Raw genomic sequence first — 16,081 nt, 5'->3', positions numbered from 1 at the left:
CGTGAAGGGGCGGCCTCAGGTGCGTGGGCTGGGCATCAGGGCGTAGGGCTGCACCGGTTCGGCATACCCTTTCAGCATCAGTGGGGTGCGCGCCTCTACGGCGGCTTCGCGGGCGGCCTCGATGGTCGTCGCATCGACCCAAGCCTCACCTCCCGGCGCCGCAGCACACAGGCGAGCGGCAAGATTGACGGCGCTGCCGACCGCTGCGTACTCCAGCCGACCGGCGCCTCGCACGGCACCGACACTTACTTCGCCGGTGGCAACGCCGACGCCCAGGCCGAGGCCGCCAGCGTCGGCCTGCATCTGCGGGTGCAGTTCGTCGATCAGCGCGCGGGCCAGCCGCAGGGCGCGGGCCGCACCGTCCGGGACCGGGACCGGTGCACCGACCAGCATCAGTATGCCGTCGCCCGCATGGTCCTTGACGGCGGCACCGTGTCGCGCGGCAATGTGTCCTGCCTGGGCGTAATAGCGCTCCAGCAGCGCCATCACCTGGTCGGAAGATCGCTGCTGCGCCAGTGCAGTGAAGCCCCGTAGATCGCAGGCGACGATACTGATCTGTCGGCGGTCCCGATGCTCCAGCAGGGCTGTGTCGTCCTGGACCAGGCCGGCCACTTCGGCCGCGACGAACTGGCGGAGGCGGGCGCCGCGGGCCACCTGCAGGATCATGAAGCGGACCGAGCCGGCAAAGAACACCAGCAGGCCCAGGCTCATCAGCAGCGGCAGCGCTGGCCCCTGCAGAAACAGGCCCGACAGCAGCAAGGGCGCGGCGATCATGAAGGCGCGCAACCGGACCCGCTCGATACGGTCGATCCCGACAGACAACAGAATCACGAGGGCTATGGCGCCGAGCACCATGACGCTGCCGATAAGGGGGGCGAGAACGGCGAATTCGACACCGCTGACCGGGACCATGCCCGGGCGGGCGGAAACCGCAAGGTCGGGGAACAGCAGGGCGTAGCCGAGCCGCAGCCCCCAGAACACCAGCACCAGAATCTGTGCAGCCAGAAACAGGGCACGGGTGACCTTGCGCCAGCGACCGGGCGCTGACAGGGCCACCCGGCGGCCCCACTCGATGCCGGCGAGAATCGCGCTGCTCTCCAGGGTGGCGCTGAGCATGAGCGAGCCCTGGCTGGCGCCGATGGCGGTGGTGACGCCACCCCAGGCCGCCGACAGTCCCATCAGCGCCAACCAGGCGGAGAGTGCACCGCTGGCGCGATTGTGGCGGTCGGCCCAGAAGGTCACCACGCCTGCGCCGGCCGACATCAGCGCGAACACCCAGATCCCGCTGTCGGCGTCCCCCATGGCGGGCTCAGCCGATCAGCGCTTTGGCGTGGTGCTGCAGGTGATCGGCGATGAAGCTCTGCACGAAGAAGTAGCTGTGGTCATAGCCGGGCTGCATCCGCAGTTCCAGCGCCACGCCGGCCTGGTCGGCCGCCTCCCGAAGCAGTTGCGGCTGCAGCTGGGGCAGGAAGACGTCCTGATCGCCCTGGTCGACCAGGATCTGCGGGCCTTTCCAGCCGTGTTGCAACAGCAACAGGGTGCTGTCGTAGTCGGCCCAGCGATTCTCGTCGTCGCCGAGGTAGCCCTTCAGTGCACCGCGCCCCCAGTCGCAGCGGGTGGGTGAAGTGATGGGGGCGAAGGCGCTGACGCTGCGGTACACGGTCGGGTTGCGCAGCGCGCACAGCAGCGCGCCGTGTCCGCCCATGCTGTGGCCGAAGATGCCGGTACGTGCGGCATCGACGGGAAATTCCGCATTGACGAGTTGGCGCAGTTCGTCGGTCACGTAGCTGTACATGCGATAGCCCTGCGACCACGGGGCCTCGGTGGCATCGACGTAGAAACCGGCGCCGAGACCGAAGTCGTAGCGATCGCCTTCGCCGGGGAGGTTCAGGCCACGCGGGCTGGTATCCGGCGCGACGATGGCCAGCCCCAGTTCGGCGGCCATGCGCTGGGCACCGGCCTTCACCGTGAAGTTCTCCTCGGTGCAGGTGAGGCCCGACAGCCAGTACAGCACCGGCACTTTGCGTTCTGCCGCTTGTGGCGGCAGGAACAGCGAGAAGCGCATGGTGCAGGCGGTCTCTTTGGCGTCGTGGCTGTAGACGAACTGCGTGCCGCCCCAGCAGCGATTGGCGGACAGTTTCTTGAGCGACATCAGAACATCACCACGCTGCGGATCGACTCGCCACGTTCCATCAGCTCGAAGCCGTGGTTGATCTGCTCCAGCGGCATCGTGTGCGTGATCAGCGCATCAATGTTGATCTTGCCGTCCATGTACCAGTCGACGATCTTCGGCACGTCGGTACGGCCGCGCGCGCCGCCGAAGGCGCTGCCGATCCAGCGACGGCCGGTGACCAGCTGGAAGGGGCGGGTACTGATCTCGGCACCCGCCGGCGCCACGCCGATGATGGTGGAGACACCCCAGCCCTTGTGGCAGGCCTCCAGGGCCTGGCGCATCACCTGCACGTTGCCGATGCATTCAAAGGTGTAGTCGGCGCCGCCACCCGTCAGTTCCACCAGGTGAGCGACCAGATCGCCCTCGACATCCTTGGGGTTGACGAAATCGGTCATGCCGAATTGCCGCGCCATGGTCTCGCGGGCCGGATTCATGTCGACGCCGATGATCTGGTTGGCGCCCACCATCTTCAGGCCCTGGATGACGTTGAGGCCGATGCCACCCAGCCCGAACACCACACAGTTGGCCCCGGCTTCCACCTTGGCGGTGAACAGCACCGCGCCGATGCCGGTGGTGACACCACAGCCGATGTAGCAGACCTTGTCGAACGGAGCGTCGTCGCGGATCTTCGCCAGCGCGATTTCCGGCAGTACCGTGTAGTTGGCAAAGGTGCTGCAGCCCATGTAGTGCAACACCGGCTTGCCCTGGTAGGAGAAGCGGCTGCTGCCGTCCGGCATCAGTCCCTGGCCCTGGGTGCTGCGGATGGCCTGACAGAGGTTGGTCTTGGGGTTGAGGCAGTACTCGCACTCGCGGCATTCCGGGGTGTAGAGCGGAATGACGTGGTCGCCCTTTTTCAGGTGCTTCACGCCGGGGCCGACATCGACCACCACGGCGGCACCTTCGTGGCCGAGGATGGCCGGGAACAGACCCTCCGGATCGGCGCCCGAGAGCGTGTACTTGTCGGTATGACACAGGCCGGTGGCCTTGATCTCGACCAGCACTTCGCCGGCACGCGGGCCGTCGAGCTGGACGGTTTCGATCGACAGCGGTTTGCCGGCCTCGAAGGCGACGGCGGCACGGACATCCATGGGGGCTCCGGAAGGGTCGGGGATGGGGCGACACCCTAGCCCACAGCGAGCCCAATATTCCACTCCGGCCGGCACCCGCCGCACGGGGGGGCGATTTTGGCGTGGCCGGCGCCCGCCGCGGCCGCTCGCGGCGGCAGCCCGAGAATGAACGGCCGCTGAACAAATCAAGTAAAAACAGAAACTTGCGAATTCTGTAACATACGTCGGGCCGTGTCCGGGCGGTTTTGCCGGGGCACGTCCATCCAATCAGGAGCTTTCAGAAATGAATACCAACGTCATGAAACCGATGCTGCTCGCGGCACTGCTGGGCATGGGGCTGTCGCTTGCCGCCTGCGGAAAGAAAGATGAGCCGACGCCGCTGCAGAAGGCAGAGGAAGGCGTTAAGGACGCACTGGATCTCCGTGAGAACGAGCCGCTGAAGGACGCCGCGGAAGACGCCGAAGACGCCATGGAAGACATGGGCGAAGCGACCAAGGACGCTGCCGAGGATGCCGGCGAGGCGATGGAAGATGCCGCCGACGACGCCAAGGACGCCATGTCCAACTGATCGCGTCTGTAAACGCAAAAGGGCCGCTCGATCGAGCGGCCCTTTTGCGTTGTGTGTTGGCGATACATCGCAGATTGTTGGCGGACGATGCATCCGGACGAGATTGCCGCGCCGCCTGCGGCAGCTCGCAATGACACAGAACTATCCTGTCATCGCGAGGGGCGGAGCCCCGTGGCGATCTCGTCCGGCCGGCACGCCCGTGGCCACGAGATTGCCGCGCCGCCTGCGGCGGCTCGCAATGACATTGACTGTGAAGGCTGAGTCAGTTGGGGCAAAGGATTCCCAGCAGCGGGATATTGGCCAGCGCGCAGTCGCCGCCGCCGCCACCACCCCCGCCGCCGAGTCCGCCGAGCAGGCCACCCAGCACGCCCTGCACCAGGTCGACCACCGGGGTCAGCGGCGTGTTGGGCAGACCGCCGCTACCGGTGCCGGTGGGCAGGCCGCCGCTGATGGCATCGATGATCGGCCCGAGCAGGGTCGGCAGCACGGTGTTCTCGATCGGATCAAGGATGGGGGACAGCAGGCCGTTGAGCACGGTGGTGTTCAGTGGGTCCAGGGCCTGTGCGACCACTGCGCTGAGGCGGGTCGCAAGCTGATCGGTGGCGGCAATGATCGGCGCCGAGATCACACCGGACTGGCCCGCCTGGTCTTCGATCAGTCGCAGCGGGATGACCCGGGTCAGCAGGTTATCGACGGTGTTGCCGATCAACGATTCCAGTGCCACTTCGGTGGCGCCGGTCTGGTAGCGGGTGACCGCAAACAGTAGCGAGTCCAGATCCTGGAGTGCGCCTGCAACGGTAAGCAGGGCGCCGCCGGCAACCGGAGCCTCCAGTGCGGCATCGGGGATCTGGGCGAGGGCGGTCTGCAGTGCGGTATTGAGCTGGCTGTAGAGGTCGGAGACTGTGCTCAGCTGCAGGTCGGTGGCCGGAGTGGCGCCACCGGTGGCGATCAGGAAGTTGCCCAGCGCCGGTGCCAGAATGCTGCCGAGGGGCGACAGTGGCGTGCCGGCCAGCGGATTGCCACCGCCGGTGAGCATGCCCAGGGCCTGGCTGTTGCCGGTGACACTATTGCCGGCGGTGAGGCAGCCGCTGCCCTGATTGGCAAGCCCCAACAGCAGTTGGGTCAGGTCGAAGGCAACCGCGCGGACGCGCGCCACCAGGGCTTCGGAGGCCAGTGGCAAACGGCTGAGGTCCTGCGGGTTCGCAGCGCGCTGCAGCGAACCGGCCAGCAGGTCGACGACATCCAGAACTTCATAGGTGACCAGTTCGTTGGCGCAGGTCACGACGCCTTCAAGTGGGGTGCCGGCCACTGCGCCGGAGAGCGGGCCAAAGACGCCGGTGCTGATCTGGTCCTGCACCGAGTCCAGGGGACCGGTGGCGCGCGCGGTGACGTCGGCACCGCTGCCGCCGCCGGGGGGTAGCGCGCTGCTTCCGCTGCTGCCGCCGCCGCCACAGGCGGCGAGGAATACGGTGCTGGCGGTTGCCGCGCCGACAAGTAGGTGTTTGAACATGGGGGCACTCCTTCCATCGTGGGGTCGAATCGGAGGTCGGTGCCCGGTGCCGGTGGCGCGGGCCGCGACGTCCTCGGAGTGCACCCTATGCGGATCGCCTGTAAGCCAAATCTGACGCCGCGCCAGCGGTCATGTTCAGGCGGATCAGCGGTCGCGACGCCACCCTTGTCACGGTCAGTTGTGACGCGCGGACCGGCGTCGTGGCGCGCTGCAGTGCATCAACCGTACTTGGCGAGCAGCTTGACCATCTCGCTGCCGGTGCCTCGGGCTGCGGTTAGCGTGCGGGCTTCGCCCAAGCGGATATCCAGGGCGCAGGCGAGCATGTCGTAGAAGCTGCGGTCCAGCGCCTTGCGGGCGGCGGCCAGTTGCTGGGCGACCGCTTCGCAGGGCTCATCCCGTTCGATCATGCCCTGGATGCCGCGGACCTGCCCCTCGACCCGGCGTAGGCGGGCGATCAGCTTGTGCTGGTGCGTTTCCTTGATCGACATCATCCATCTCCTGATTGGTACAACACTATACCCCGTGTAGTATATTGAACCTGAAATCATAAGCGGCAGAGGTGGAGAATGGACGTGATGGTGGATACCGCGGCGTGGATGCGTGGTTTGGCTGGCGGCCTGATGATTGGGCTGGCGGCACTGAGCCTGCTGCTGTTCAACGGCCGCATTGCCGGGGTCAGCGGCGTCCTCGGCGGCGCGCTGACCGGCAGCATGGCCGGTGACCGGGCCTGGCGCTGGTTGTTTCTCGTCGGACTGGTAGTGGGGGCACTGGTCTACACCCTGGTGGCCGGACGGCCGGTGATCACCGCGGTCCCGACATCGCTCGGCTGGACCCTCATCGCCGGGCTGCTGGTCGGTGTCGGCACCCGGATGGGTAATGGCTGTACGTCGGGGCACGGGGTCTGTGGTTTGGCCCGATTCTCCGGTCGGTCGCTGGTCGGGACCGCCACGTTCATGCTGTTCGGGTTCGTGACGGTATTCGTAACCCGTCACCTGCTGGGAGGTCTGTGATGAGAGCGCTGATCGCGGTGCTGGTGGGCATGCTTTTCGGTTTCGGCCTGTCGTTGTCGGGCATGACCGAGCCGCTGCGGGTGTTGGGATTTCTCGATCTCGCCGGGCAGTGGGACCCCACCCTCGGGTTCGTCATGGGCGGCGCACTGATGGTGACGTTGCCGGGCTTCTGGCTGGCGCGCCGACGGGGTCGGCCGATACTCGATTCGGGGTTTCAGCTGCCGACGCGGCGCGACCTCGACCGCCGCTTGATCATCGGCACCGGACTGTTCGGTATCGGGTGGGGGATTGCCGGCTTCTGCCCGGGGCCGGCCATCGCCTCGCTTTCGAGCGGGCTGCCGATGGTGCTGGCCTTTGCCGCCGCCATGGCGGTTGGCATGTTGGTCCATGACCGGCTGCTGAACCGCTAATGGCGCGCGGCGCTCAGTAGTAGATCGTCACCGTCACGGTATCGCTGTAACTGCCGGCGGCCGGCGTGGTCTGTTCGCTGATGCGACCATGAACCGTCAGGTCCTGCGCAGCCCCGGTGCCGGTCCCCGAGACGGTATCGACGTTCTGGGTGTTGCCCCAACGCAGGCTATGGCTGGCATCGCGGTATAGCTCGTAGCTGACATGGTCGCCGGTTGCGCTCTGCATCCGTCGCGTGTTGCCACTGGCATGCTGGCCGTTGTCGAGACCGATCTGGTACGGCGTGGTGTTGGTGCATCGCGGCGACAGGATGGTAGTGGTCGCGACCGGCGTGCGGAGCAGGCCCTGGGTGCCGAAGTCGATACTTGGGGTGGCGAACATCGGCGAACATTGCTTTTGCACCACCGCGCTGGCGACAAAGGGGAAGGTGCTGGCACCGCTGCCGTTGCCCCCGCTGGTGCAACTGGCCGGGAATCCGAGCAAGCCCAATAGGAATTCGTTGTACTGATACACCAGTTCGGTATGGGCGCCGCCGAAGGTGTTGCTGTAGCTGCCCGGCACCAGCGTCGACTGTCCGGTGGGTACCCGGCCGTAGACGGTCAGCGAGCCACTGTTGGTGGCGCTGCCGAGCAGGGCGCCGACTTCCAGGTCGACGCCAACGCTGCCTTCGCTGTTGAAGCGCGTTGCCCAGATCAGGCTGCGTCCGGCGTCCTTGTAGAGCTGGAAGGCCATCGCGTTGGCGCCGTTGATCATCCGCCGGGGTGTCAGGTGGCCGAGGCCACTGGATCCGACACCGATGCTGAAGCACATGCGGACTCGGGAACTCGACAGGATCGAAGTGATCGTGCAGCTGTAGTTGATGGTGGCCTGGACATCAACGTTGCCGCCATGGGGGTCGACGGTGCCGAAGGCGACATCGGTCATGGTGGCGCTACAGGACGTCGATGCGGTCGCCGGACCGTGGCATCCAAGCAGGCCCAGCAGGATCAGCCAGGGTGCCCACCCTGATCTTGAGCGCCGTCGTCCTCGTAGTGAAGGGCGCTTCGTTGCGCGGGTGCGCGCTGGCGCGGACAGGATCATGGGGCAGCCTCGCAACGCAGTGGGCCGATAACCGGCAAGGCCTCGCCAGCGGGCAGGGAGAAACGCAGGTCGCAGTGCCCGCCATCCGGCAGACGGACGTGGATGGCATTGTCGGCCGACAATCCTTGCAGATAGGCCTGGCCGTCGAACCCCACGGGGACGCCGACGGGGTCGCTGTCGCGCAGCACCCGGGTGCCAAGCGGTAGCGGCTGGCCCCCGCCATCCTGCAGAAGCAACAGGGCCGCGCGCACGGGTTCGAGCTGGAAATTGACCAGAACCCCGGCACGCTGCGCTGGCACGACATCCTGATCGACGGCCGCCAGCGCATGATCGACCGGGACATCGAGAGGGTCGATCCCGACCCGGTTGGGCTGATAGGCATTGAGCCCTGTCAGGACATAGTGACCGCGTCCGTTGGTGCGGCCGATCGGACGGTTTTCGGTCAGTACCGTGATGCCCGCAACGCCGCCGGTCGACACCAGTGCGAAGCTGTCGTCGATCCGCCGCGCTGCGAGCAGGTCGCCGCGCATCATCACCAGCGCACCGCTGGCGCTGGCATAGACGCTGCGGCGCGCGTCGAGCGACCACAGGCCTGCCGTGACGTCACCATACGTGCCGAGATAGCGAGCTTCGGCCTGAACAACGTCGGTCGGGTTGCCCCGGTCCGCGCGCAGCCGCCAGCCGACGCCGCCGTCGCTGCCGGGTGAGCGCGCGGCGTAGGCCCCGTATCGCTCGGTATCGCCCGAGCGACGGGTGTCGATGCCGGCTGAGATACGGCGACCCAAGGTCATCGAGAGACCGGCGAAGATGCCGCGGTCGCCGCTATCGTCGAGGTTGAGACTGCCGCTGACGTAAGCGCTGGTGTTGCGAAACAGGGCGATGCTGTACCCGGCGCCGAGCCGTCGGTCGCGGTTGCCATCTTCGGTATCGAGGCGGGTGTATTGCAGTGACGCGCTGCCAGCGGCGCCGAGGCTGAGGCCGAGCAGGGCCCGTTCGGCACGGTTGGGGGGCGGGCGGCCGTCCAGCGCCGCGAGGTCGCGGTAGTCGCCATGGGTGCGGGTCAGGCCGTAGCCGATACTGATGCGATCACGGGTCCAGCTGTAGTCGACGCTTACTTGTCCGCCGTGCGCGCCGGCGCGATCCGGCGCGCCCGCACTGGCAGCGTAGGCCGAGGAGAGGGTGCCGGCGCCGGCCAGGCCCGTTACGAGGCCCGCGCCCAGGAGTGCCACCCCGTTGCCGGCCTCTGCATGCGCCTCAAGGGTGAGCGCATCATTGAATCCGTAGCGGATGCTGCCGCTGGTCGCGATGTCGCCGCGGTAGCGAAAGGAATCTCGTCCGAACTGACGACGGACGGCACCGATTTCCACTGCGTAGTCACTGAGACCGGCGCGCAGCAGTCGGGTGCTGTTGTAAAAATCGAATGCATAGCGACGACTGCGGCCAAGCACGTCGGTGAGCACGACCTCCCCGAGGCCGCTGCCGCTGACGCCCGGCGGCACATCGATCGCGAACGGACCCGGCTGTACCGAGCCCCGGTATTGGCGCAGGCCGTTGACGTAAAGCTCGATGTCCGATGGCAGTGCGGCTTCGCCGAGGAACTGTGGCAGCGGGTATGTCAGCAGCGTTGGCTGCAGGGCGAAGTTGCGGCGAATCTGCACGCCACCGAGCCGGGTCGCACGCGACCAGGGCAGGCTGCCGCTGATGAGATCGCCGGCGGTCAGGGTCCACAACTGATCGGGCGACGACCGTGTCCAGCGGGTATCGAGACGGACGTAGGCCGCGTCTTCACCGCTATTGGACCACCGTGTCAGCCCGGTACTTTCGATGACCTGCTCGCCGCTGAAGGCCCGTAGTCCGGTGGCGGCATTGAAGGTGTTTCGGTGGTCTCCATGCTGGGTGTAGAGATCGTAGTTGAGCACGGCACCGTGCCCCGCCTGGGACGGCCAGCGCCGGTGGTCAGCGGCCTGCAGCTGCTGCCTGCGAAGGTTCAGGCGGTGCACCTCGGCGTCCAGATACAGGCGTTGGTTCGGCTCATCGTAGCGGCTGTGGACTTCGGTAAGCGCATCCAGGGGCAGGTAGACCGACGGCGCGACGCCCGCCAGTGTCAGCCCGATGTCCCGGAGGTTGGCCGGCCATGCCAGGAGCTGGCCACGGTCGGTCTGGACCACGTGGATGACCCGGCGCGTGTGAACGCCGTTGAGAATGACCTCCAGATAGAGATCCCGCGCGGTGTCGGTTACCCCCGGGCCCTCCATCAGAATCAGGTTCACCTGGCCCTGGTCCAAGGCCGGATCGCCCGGGGCCGACACCGCAGCCGGGAACGGGGCCAGGATCAAGGTCAGCGCCAGCAGCGCACGCACGCTACCGCGACGGCGCGGTTGTCGGATCGACGGACAGTGCGTCACGCGCCGGACTTCCATCGATGTGGATGCGGATGTCGCGCACCGTATCGGCCAGCGCGCTGTCGAGCGCAAAGGTCCACCGACGCCCGCTGTGCGCCAGTGCATAACCAAGCAGGCCGGGCTTCTCGAACACCACGCGCCCGTTGACATCGAGCAGTTGCAGTTCGGAGAGCTGGGCCCGCCGCGCCCCGGTATTGCGCACCGACAGGATGAGGGTGTCGCCGGCGGTGTGACGCTGCCACTGAAGCTGTGGGGGGGTGTCCGGTGATTCGATAAAAATCGGGATCGAATAGCGCATGACGAAATTGAGCCCTTGGCGAACCGGCAGCGATGGATCGGGCAGTTCGTCGACGAGGATGCGGTAACTGCGTTCACGCCCACGCGGCTGGCGATCGATCCGCACGATCCGCACGTACTGCCGCTGGCCGGGCGACAGTGTGAACAGCGGCGGACTCGCGGCCAGTGCCCGGGTGGGCTGCAGCTGATCGTCGCCATCGTGCTGGGCCCATTCGAAGTGGCGAAGCTGGGCGGTGATTTCGCGGTTGCCGGTATTGCTGAGCCACAGGCCCTGCATCATCTCGCCTGTGGCAAATTGCAGGCTGACCGGCATCACGCTGAGCCCGGCGGCGAGGGCGCTCGGCGACCGGGCGAGCATCGTCATGCCGACAACCATTGTCATCATCATGCCGAGGGCCCGGACGGCATGCAGGACCCGTCGCCGGCGCTGCGGTGGTGGTGGCAGCGGCACGTTCATCGGCCAGATCCGGGCGGTCAGTAGGTGACGGTGACGGTGACGTTGTCGGTATAGCTGCCCGCCGCGGGGGTGATCTGGGTTGGGACCCGGCCATAGACGGTGAAGCTCTGATCGTCACCGGTGCCGGTGCTGCTCACCGTATTGGTGGAGACCGTGTCACCCCAGGCGACGCTGCGACCCACGTCCTGGTAGAGCTGATAGCCAACATAACTGCTGTCGCCGTCGGTCATGCGGCGGGTGCTGATGTCGTCCACTGAGGATTCGTTGATGCCCGCATCCAGCCCGATATCGAAGGTGGTGCCGGTGGTGCACAGCACCGTCAGCGTCGAGGTCTGGTCAAGGTTGCCGGTCAGCAGCGACGTGGTACCGAAATCAAGGTCGTTGGGTGCCGTGCTGCTGACATCGCAGGCCTCGGTAATCTGCAACAGCACGTCAAAGCTGCTGGTATCCGTCTCCGCGTGCGCGGCGGTCATGGTGCACAGCACCGTCAGTGCGGCGAGGGCTTTCGGGTTCAGTTGAGGGCTCATCGGGGTGTCCTTGCAAGGGGTTGAAAATGCAGATCCGCCATGCGCCGCTGTGGCCTGCATCCTTGCTGAGCCGCGTTCACTCACGCGCCTGGTCGGTCAACTCTAGGAGGTCGCGCTGCATGCGCGACGCCGCGGAGGACGGGCGGAAGGCGATGGATGATCAGCGGTAGGAAAATCTCTGACACCGGACGCCGCAACGGACGGCGTGATCGCCTGCGTGCCGGTGTCGGCGTGTCCGGCATCAAGGCGCCGGGTGCGGGCGCACGTCAGGGCGCGCCCGAACTGGGGTCGCGGGAGGAGTCGGTGGCGTCAGGGGCAGGTCGCGGCGGTGCGCGCCGCGAGCGGCGCCGGGCGACCGCCGTATGGCGGACTCAGTGGCGGAAGTGGCGGACGCCGGTGAATACCATCGCCATGCCGGCCTCGTCGGCGGCGGCGATGACTTCGGCATCGCGCATGGAGCCGCCGGGCTGAATGACGGCGGTGATGCCGGCGGCGGCGGCGGCATCGATGCCGTCGCGGAAGGGAAAGAAGGCGTCGGAGGCCATCACACTGCCGGCCACCTCGAGATGTTCATCGGCGGCCTTGATGCCGGCAATTTTCGCGGAGTAGACACGGCTCATCTGGCCGGCGCCGACGCCGATTGTGCAGCGCGCCTTGGCGTAGACAATGGCATTGGATTTGACGAACTTCGCCACCTGCCAGCAGAACAGCAGATCCTCCAGTTCGGCATCGGTCGGCGCCCGTTGACTGACCACCTTCAGATCGTCGCGGGTGACCACGCGATGGTCGCCGCTCTGGATCAGCAGGCCGCCGCCAATACGCTTGAGATCGTGTGGATTGCGGCCATCGCCCTCGGGGATCACCAGTACCCGCACGTTGCCCTTGGCTGCGGTTGCAGTCAGCGCCGCGTCGTCGACCGCGGGGGCGATGATCACCTCAACGAACTGGCGGCTGATGATGGCTTCGGCCATCGCGGCGGTTAGCGGCCGATTGAAGGCGATGATGCCGCCGAAGGCCGACGTGGGATCCGTGCGATAGGCGCCTTCATAGGCCTGCAGCGCATCGTCGGCCACTGCGACACCGCAGGGGTTGGCATGTTTGACGATGACACAGGCGGGCGTGGCGAACTGGCGCACGCATTCCCAGGCGGTGTCGGCATCCGCCAGGTTGTTGAATGACAGGGCCTTGCCCTGGAGCTGTCGATAGGTCGCCAGGGTGCCGGCGGCCGGCTGCGGCTCCCGATAGAACGCGGCCTGCTGATGTGGATTCTCACCGTAGCGCAGGTCCTGCACTTTCTCGAAGCAGGCAGTGTGTTGGGCGGGAAACTCGGCGAGGCCGGTCACCTGTTCGGCAGCGTCATCCAGCGACAGGGCCGACAGGTAGTTGCTGATGGCGGCATCGTATTGGGCGACCCGGTTGAACGCCGCCACCGACAGCGCGAAGCGCTGGCTGCGGTCAAGGCCGCCAGCGGCTTTCAGCGAATCGATGAGGCTGGCGTACTGGTCCGGCGAGGTCACCACCGCGACATGCGCCCAGTTCTTGGCTGCTGCCCGCAACATGGCCGGGCCGCCGATGTCGATGTTCTCGATGGCATCGTCGAGCGTACAGCCGGGCTTTGCCACGGTCGCCTCGAACGGATACAGGTTGAGCACCAGCAGATCGATCGGGGCGATGCCATGCTCGGCCATCACCGCATCATCCTGCCCGCGCCGGCCGAGCAGGCCGCCGTGGATTTTCGGGTGCAGGGTCTTGACCCGCCCGTCCATTATTTCGGGGAAGCCGGTGTGGCTGGAGACCTCGGTGACCGGCAAGCCGGCGTCTGCCAGCAGCTTGTAGGTGCCGCCGGTCGACAGCAGGGCGATCTCCATGGCCTGCAGGGCGCGGGCAAGATCGAGAATGCCGGTCTTGTCAGAGACCGACAGCAGGGCGCAGCGAACGGGTTGGGACATCAGTGATCAGGCCTGGGGTTCGATCTTGTGCTGCTTGAGCTTCTTGCGCAGGGTGGCGCGATTCAGCCCCAGCCATTCGGCGGCCTTGGACTGGTTGCCGCCGGTGTAGCGCAGGGTGATCTTCAGCAAGGGCGGTTCCACCTGGCTGAGGATGGTGTCATACAGTTCTTTCGGTGCGTGGCCATTGAGCTCACGGAAATAATCTTCGAGTGATTCGGTCAAGGCCTGCGATAGCGGCTTGACGTCATGACCACGAAACGAACGCATGGAAGACATCCTTCAGGGCGGCGACGGCCGCTTGGGAACCGTTGGGGGGCAGCGATGATACCTCCACCGGTGGTCGCTGTGTAACCACCCACCGCGGTCAGCTGTGACGTAGGTTTCTTTTACCGCGTGGCACCGCTTTGCGGCTGTGGGCGATGACGGCCTCGAACAGGCTGAGCGCGCTGCTGAGGACGGCCTCCCGGGGCAGGCGGTAGCCGGACAAAAACCACTGCATGGTGATCTGCACGGTGGCGCCGACCAAGCCAGTGGTGACAAGGGGAATCTGCACCCCGGGCGGTGGCGTCATCGCGGCCGGATGCATGGCCTGTTCGATCAGTCCAGCGAAGCTGTCCATGGCCCGGCGGTAGCGCTGATCGACCTGCTCGCTGACCCCGAGGATCTCGAAGTGGGTGACCCGCGCAATGTGAGGATCCTCGTTGAACGCGTAGTACACCTCCAGCGCGGCGCGAGCCATGGCGACCGGATCGGGAGAGGCATCATTGACGGCGGCGATGGCGCGTTGCAGCAGTCGCTCGATCAGGCTGTCGTAGACCGCGCAGAGCAGCGCCTCGCTGTGCGGGAAGGACTCGTAGAAGTAGCGCTCGGTCAACCCGGCCTCGGCACACACGGCGCGTACTGAACTGCCCTGGTAGCCGACGGAGCCGAAGCAGGCGAGGCCGGCATCAATCAATCGACGGCGCCGTTCTGCCTGACGGTCTTCCAGCCGGGTGCCACGATAGGTGCGGGCTTTTGCGGGGGCGGCGGTGGTTCTGGCGCGAGGCATGGTCAGATGTTGACATGAGGCGTTGTCAGATACAAACTGACAACATCAATTGTCAACAAGTAGATCAGGAGCGGGCACATGGCAGACGGTGGCGCGGGGGGCATCCCCCATCACGATGTCGCGATCATCGGGTCCGGCTTTGGCGGGCTGTGCATGGCGATTCAGCTGCAGCGCGACGGGCGCGATGATTTCGTGCTGTTGGAGCGCGGCGCCGATGTCGGCGGTACCTGGCGTGACAACCACTATCCGGGCGCTGCCTGCGATGTGCCGTCGCACCTGTACTCGCTGTCGTTCGAAGCCAATGCCGACTGGTCGCGCAAGTTCCCCACACAGCCCGAGTTGTATGCCTACCTGCGGGACGTGACGGACAAGCACGGGCTGCGACCGCACATCCGGTTCAACGCGCGGGTCGACAGCGCACGGTTCGATGCCACGCGCGGGGTGTGGCAGGTCCAGACGACCCAGGGTGCCCTGACCGCACGCGTGCTGGTGGCAGCCAACGGAGGCCTCGCCGAGCCCAAGCTGCCGGACATCCCCGGTGTCGAACGCTTCGCTGGCAAGACCTTTCACTCATCGCAGTGGGACCACGACTACGACCTCAAGGGGAAGCGGGTGGCGGTGATCGGCACCGGCGCTTCGGCAATCCAGTTTGTCCCCGAAATTGCGGATCGGGTGGGGCGTCTCGACGTCTATCAACGCACGCCGAACTGGATCATCCCGCGTCCGGACCGGCCCTATTCCGATACCGAGAAGACGCTGTTCAGAAAGTTGCCCATCGTCCGTCGTCTGCATCGTGCGCTGATCTATTGGGAGCATGAGGCGCGGGTCATGGGCATGGTCATCAACCCGGCACTGATGAAGCTGTTCCAGAAAGTCGCGGAGCGGCACATTCGTCGCCAGGTGCCGGATGCGGTACTGCGTCGGGCGGTGACGCCGGACTACACCATCGGCTGCAAGCGCATCCTGATTTCCAATGCCTGGTATCCGGCGCTGAGCCGGCCGAACGTGGCGTTGATCACCGATGGCATCCGCGAGATCCGCGAACACAGCATCGTGACTGCGGACGGTACCGAGCGCGAAGTCGACTGCCTGATTTTCGCCACCGGCTTCTACGCCACCGAAAATCCGATTGCCGAGGTGATCAGCGGACGCGACGGCCAGACCCTGGCGCAGGCGTGGCAGGACGGTGAAGAGGCGTACCTCGGGACCGCCGTTCACGGCTTTCCGAACCTGTTTTTCATTGTTGGCCCCAATACCGGCCTCGGTCACAACTCGATGGTGTTCATGATCGAGACGCAGGTGCATTACATCTGTCAGGTGCTGGCGCATCTTGATCATCAGATCGAAGGCGCCGCATTGGAGGTGGACGCCGATGTACAGGCGGACTACAACGCCGAACTGCAGGGCAAGCTGTCGAAATCGATCTGGGCGACCGGTTGTCAGAGTTGGTACAAGCACCGCTCCGGCAAGATCACCGCGCTGTGGCCGGGTTTCACCTTCCAGTTCTGGCTCCGTGCGCGCCAGGTCCGCGCCCGCGACTATCGCACCCTGACCCCCACCCATACCCCCGAAACGGCCTGAGGAG

16 protein-coding genes are annotated in these 16,081 nt (G+C 66.1%); 4 read left to right on the top strand and 12 right to left on the bottom strand.

Annotated features, from left to right (window positions below; all coding sequences use genetic code 11):
• Positions 1–15 precede the first annotated feature (15 nt).
• From JN531_RS16125 to JN531_RS16115, 3 genes are read right to left on the bottom strand one after another with little or no spacing between them, the layout of a single operon-like run.
• Positions 16–1,302, bottom strand: coding sequence for an adenylate/guanylate cyclase domain-containing protein (locus JN531_RS16125; protein WP_228349876.1), 1,287 nt, complete (start codon positions 1,300–1,302; stop codon positions 16–18).
• Between the two features lie 7 nt (positions 1,303–1,309).
• Positions 1,310–2,152, bottom strand: coding sequence for an S-formylglutathione hydrolase (fghA, locus tag JN531_RS16120; protein ID WP_228349875.1), 843 nt, complete (start codon positions 2,150–2,152; stop codon positions 1,310–1,312).
• Complete coding sequence (locus JN531_RS16115) at positions 2,152–3,261, bottom strand: S-(hydroxymethyl)glutathione dehydrogenase/class III alcohol dehydrogenase (protein ID WP_228349874.1); 1,110 nt, start codon at positions 3,259–3,261, stop codon at positions 2,152–2,154. Before JN531_RS16115 ends, fghA begins: the two co-directional genes overlap by 1 nt.
• 262 nt (positions 3,262–3,523) lie before the next feature.
• Here JN531_RS16115 and JN531_RS16110 point away from each other — a divergent pair, with 262 nt between their 5' ends.
• Positions 3,524–3,808 (top strand): hypothetical protein, encoded by a 285-nt coding sequence (locus JN531_RS16110; RefSeq protein ID WP_228349873.1) that lies wholly within the window; start codon positions 3,524–3,526, stop codon positions 3,806–3,808.
• A gap of 262 nt (positions 3,809–4,070) precedes the next feature.
• Here JN531_RS16110 and JN531_RS17365 read toward each other — a convergent pair whose 3' ends face one another.
• Positions 4,071–5,318: a hypothetical protein gene (locus JN531_RS17365; protein WP_275591463.1), complete on the bottom strand. Its 1,248-nt coding sequence runs from the start codon at positions 5,316–5,318 to the stop codon at positions 4,071–4,073.
• Between the two features lie 218 nt (positions 5,319–5,536).
• Complete coding sequence (locus JN531_RS16100) at positions 5,537–5,809, bottom strand: metal-sensitive transcriptional regulator (protein WP_239795318.1); 273 nt, start codon at positions 5,807–5,809, stop codon at positions 5,537–5,539.
• An 84-nt stretch (positions 5,810–5,893) separates the two neighbouring features.
• Here JN531_RS16100 and JN531_RS16095 point away from each other — a divergent pair, with 84 nt between their 5' ends.
• Both JN531_RS16095 and JN531_RS16090 read left to right on the top strand, forming a co-directional pair.
• Positions 5,894–6,328, top strand: a complete 435-nt coding sequence (locus JN531_RS16095; RefSeq protein ID WP_228350005.1) for a YeeE/YedE family protein — start codon at positions 5,894–5,896, stop codon at positions 6,326–6,328.
• Positions 6,328–6,738, top strand: a complete 411-nt coding sequence (locus JN531_RS16090) for a DUF6691 family protein (protein ID WP_228349871.1) — start codon at positions 6,328–6,330, stop codon at positions 6,736–6,738. Before JN531_RS16095 ends, JN531_RS16090 begins: the two co-directional genes overlap by 1 nt.
• Before the next feature lie 13 nt (positions 6,739–6,751).
• Here the strand turns inward: JN531_RS16090 and JN531_RS16085 are convergent, their stop codons facing one another.
• From JN531_RS16085 to JN531_RS16055, 7 genes are all read right to left on the bottom strand, one after another.
• Entirely contained in the window at positions 6,752–7,816 is a 1,065-nt protein-coding gene (locus JN531_RS16085) for a Csu type fimbrial protein (RefSeq protein ID WP_228349870.1), read from the bottom strand.
• On the bottom strand, positions 7,813–10,221 hold the full coding sequence (locus tag JN531_RS16080; RefSeq protein WP_228349869.1) for a fimbria/pilus outer membrane usher protein: 2,409 nt from the start codon (positions 10,219–10,221) through the stop codon (positions 7,813–7,815). Before JN531_RS16080 ends, JN531_RS16085 begins: the two co-directional genes overlap by 4 nt.
• On the bottom strand, positions 10,178–10,972 hold the full coding sequence (locus JN531_RS16075; RefSeq protein WP_228349868.1) for a fimbrial biogenesis chaperone: 795 nt from the start codon (positions 10,970–10,972) through the stop codon (positions 10,178–10,180). The genes JN531_RS16080 and JN531_RS16075 overlap by 44 nt, the downstream gene beginning before the upstream one ends.
• 17 nt (positions 10,973–10,989) lie before the next feature.
• Positions 10,990–11,499 carry a Csu type fimbrial protein gene (locus tag JN531_RS16070; RefSeq protein WP_228349867.1) on the bottom strand — a complete coding sequence of 170 codons (510 nt, stop codon included), beginning with the start codon at positions 11,497–11,499 and terminating at the stop codon, positions 10,990–10,992.
• Between the two features lie 371 nt (positions 11,500–11,870).
• Complete coding sequence (purH, locus tag JN531_RS16065) at positions 11,871–13,448, bottom strand: bifunctional phosphoribosylaminoimidazolecarboxamide formyltransferase/IMP cyclohydrolase (RefSeq protein ID WP_228349866.1); 1,578 nt, start codon at positions 13,446–13,448, stop codon at positions 11,871–11,873.
• 6 nt (positions 13,449–13,454) lie between these two features.
• Positions 13,455–13,715 carry a helix-turn-helix domain-containing protein gene (locus JN531_RS16060; RefSeq protein WP_228349865.1) on the bottom strand — a complete coding sequence of 87 codons (261 nt, stop codon included), beginning with the start codon at positions 13,713–13,715 and terminating at the stop codon, positions 13,455–13,457.
• Between the two features lie 97 nt (positions 13,716–13,812).
• The gene (locus tag JN531_RS16055; protein ID WP_228349864.1) at positions 13,813–14,496 is read right to left on the bottom strand and encodes a TetR/AcrR family transcriptional regulator; all 684 of its coding nucleotides are present in this window, start codon (positions 14,494–14,496) and stop codon (positions 13,813–13,815) included.
• A gap of 78 nt (positions 14,497–14,574) precedes the next feature.
• On the opposite strand from JN531_RS16055, the gene JN531_RS16050 reads away from it, so the two are divergent.
• Complete coding sequence (locus JN531_RS16050) at positions 14,575–16,077, top strand: flavin-containing monooxygenase (RefSeq protein ID WP_228349863.1); 1,503 nt, start codon at positions 14,575–14,577, stop codon at positions 16,075–16,077.
• Positions 16,078–16,081: the final 4 nt, after the last annotated feature.

Source organism: Flagellatimonas centrodinii (assembly GCF_016918765.2).
In the GTDB taxonomy this organism is placed as follows: Bacteria; Pseudomonadota; Gammaproteobacteria; order Nevskiales; family Nevskiaceae; genus Polycyclovorans; species Polycyclovorans centrodinii.
The sequence above is the reverse complement of the archived record's forward strand: the minus strand, read 5'-3'. Positions and strand labels throughout refer to the sequence as shown.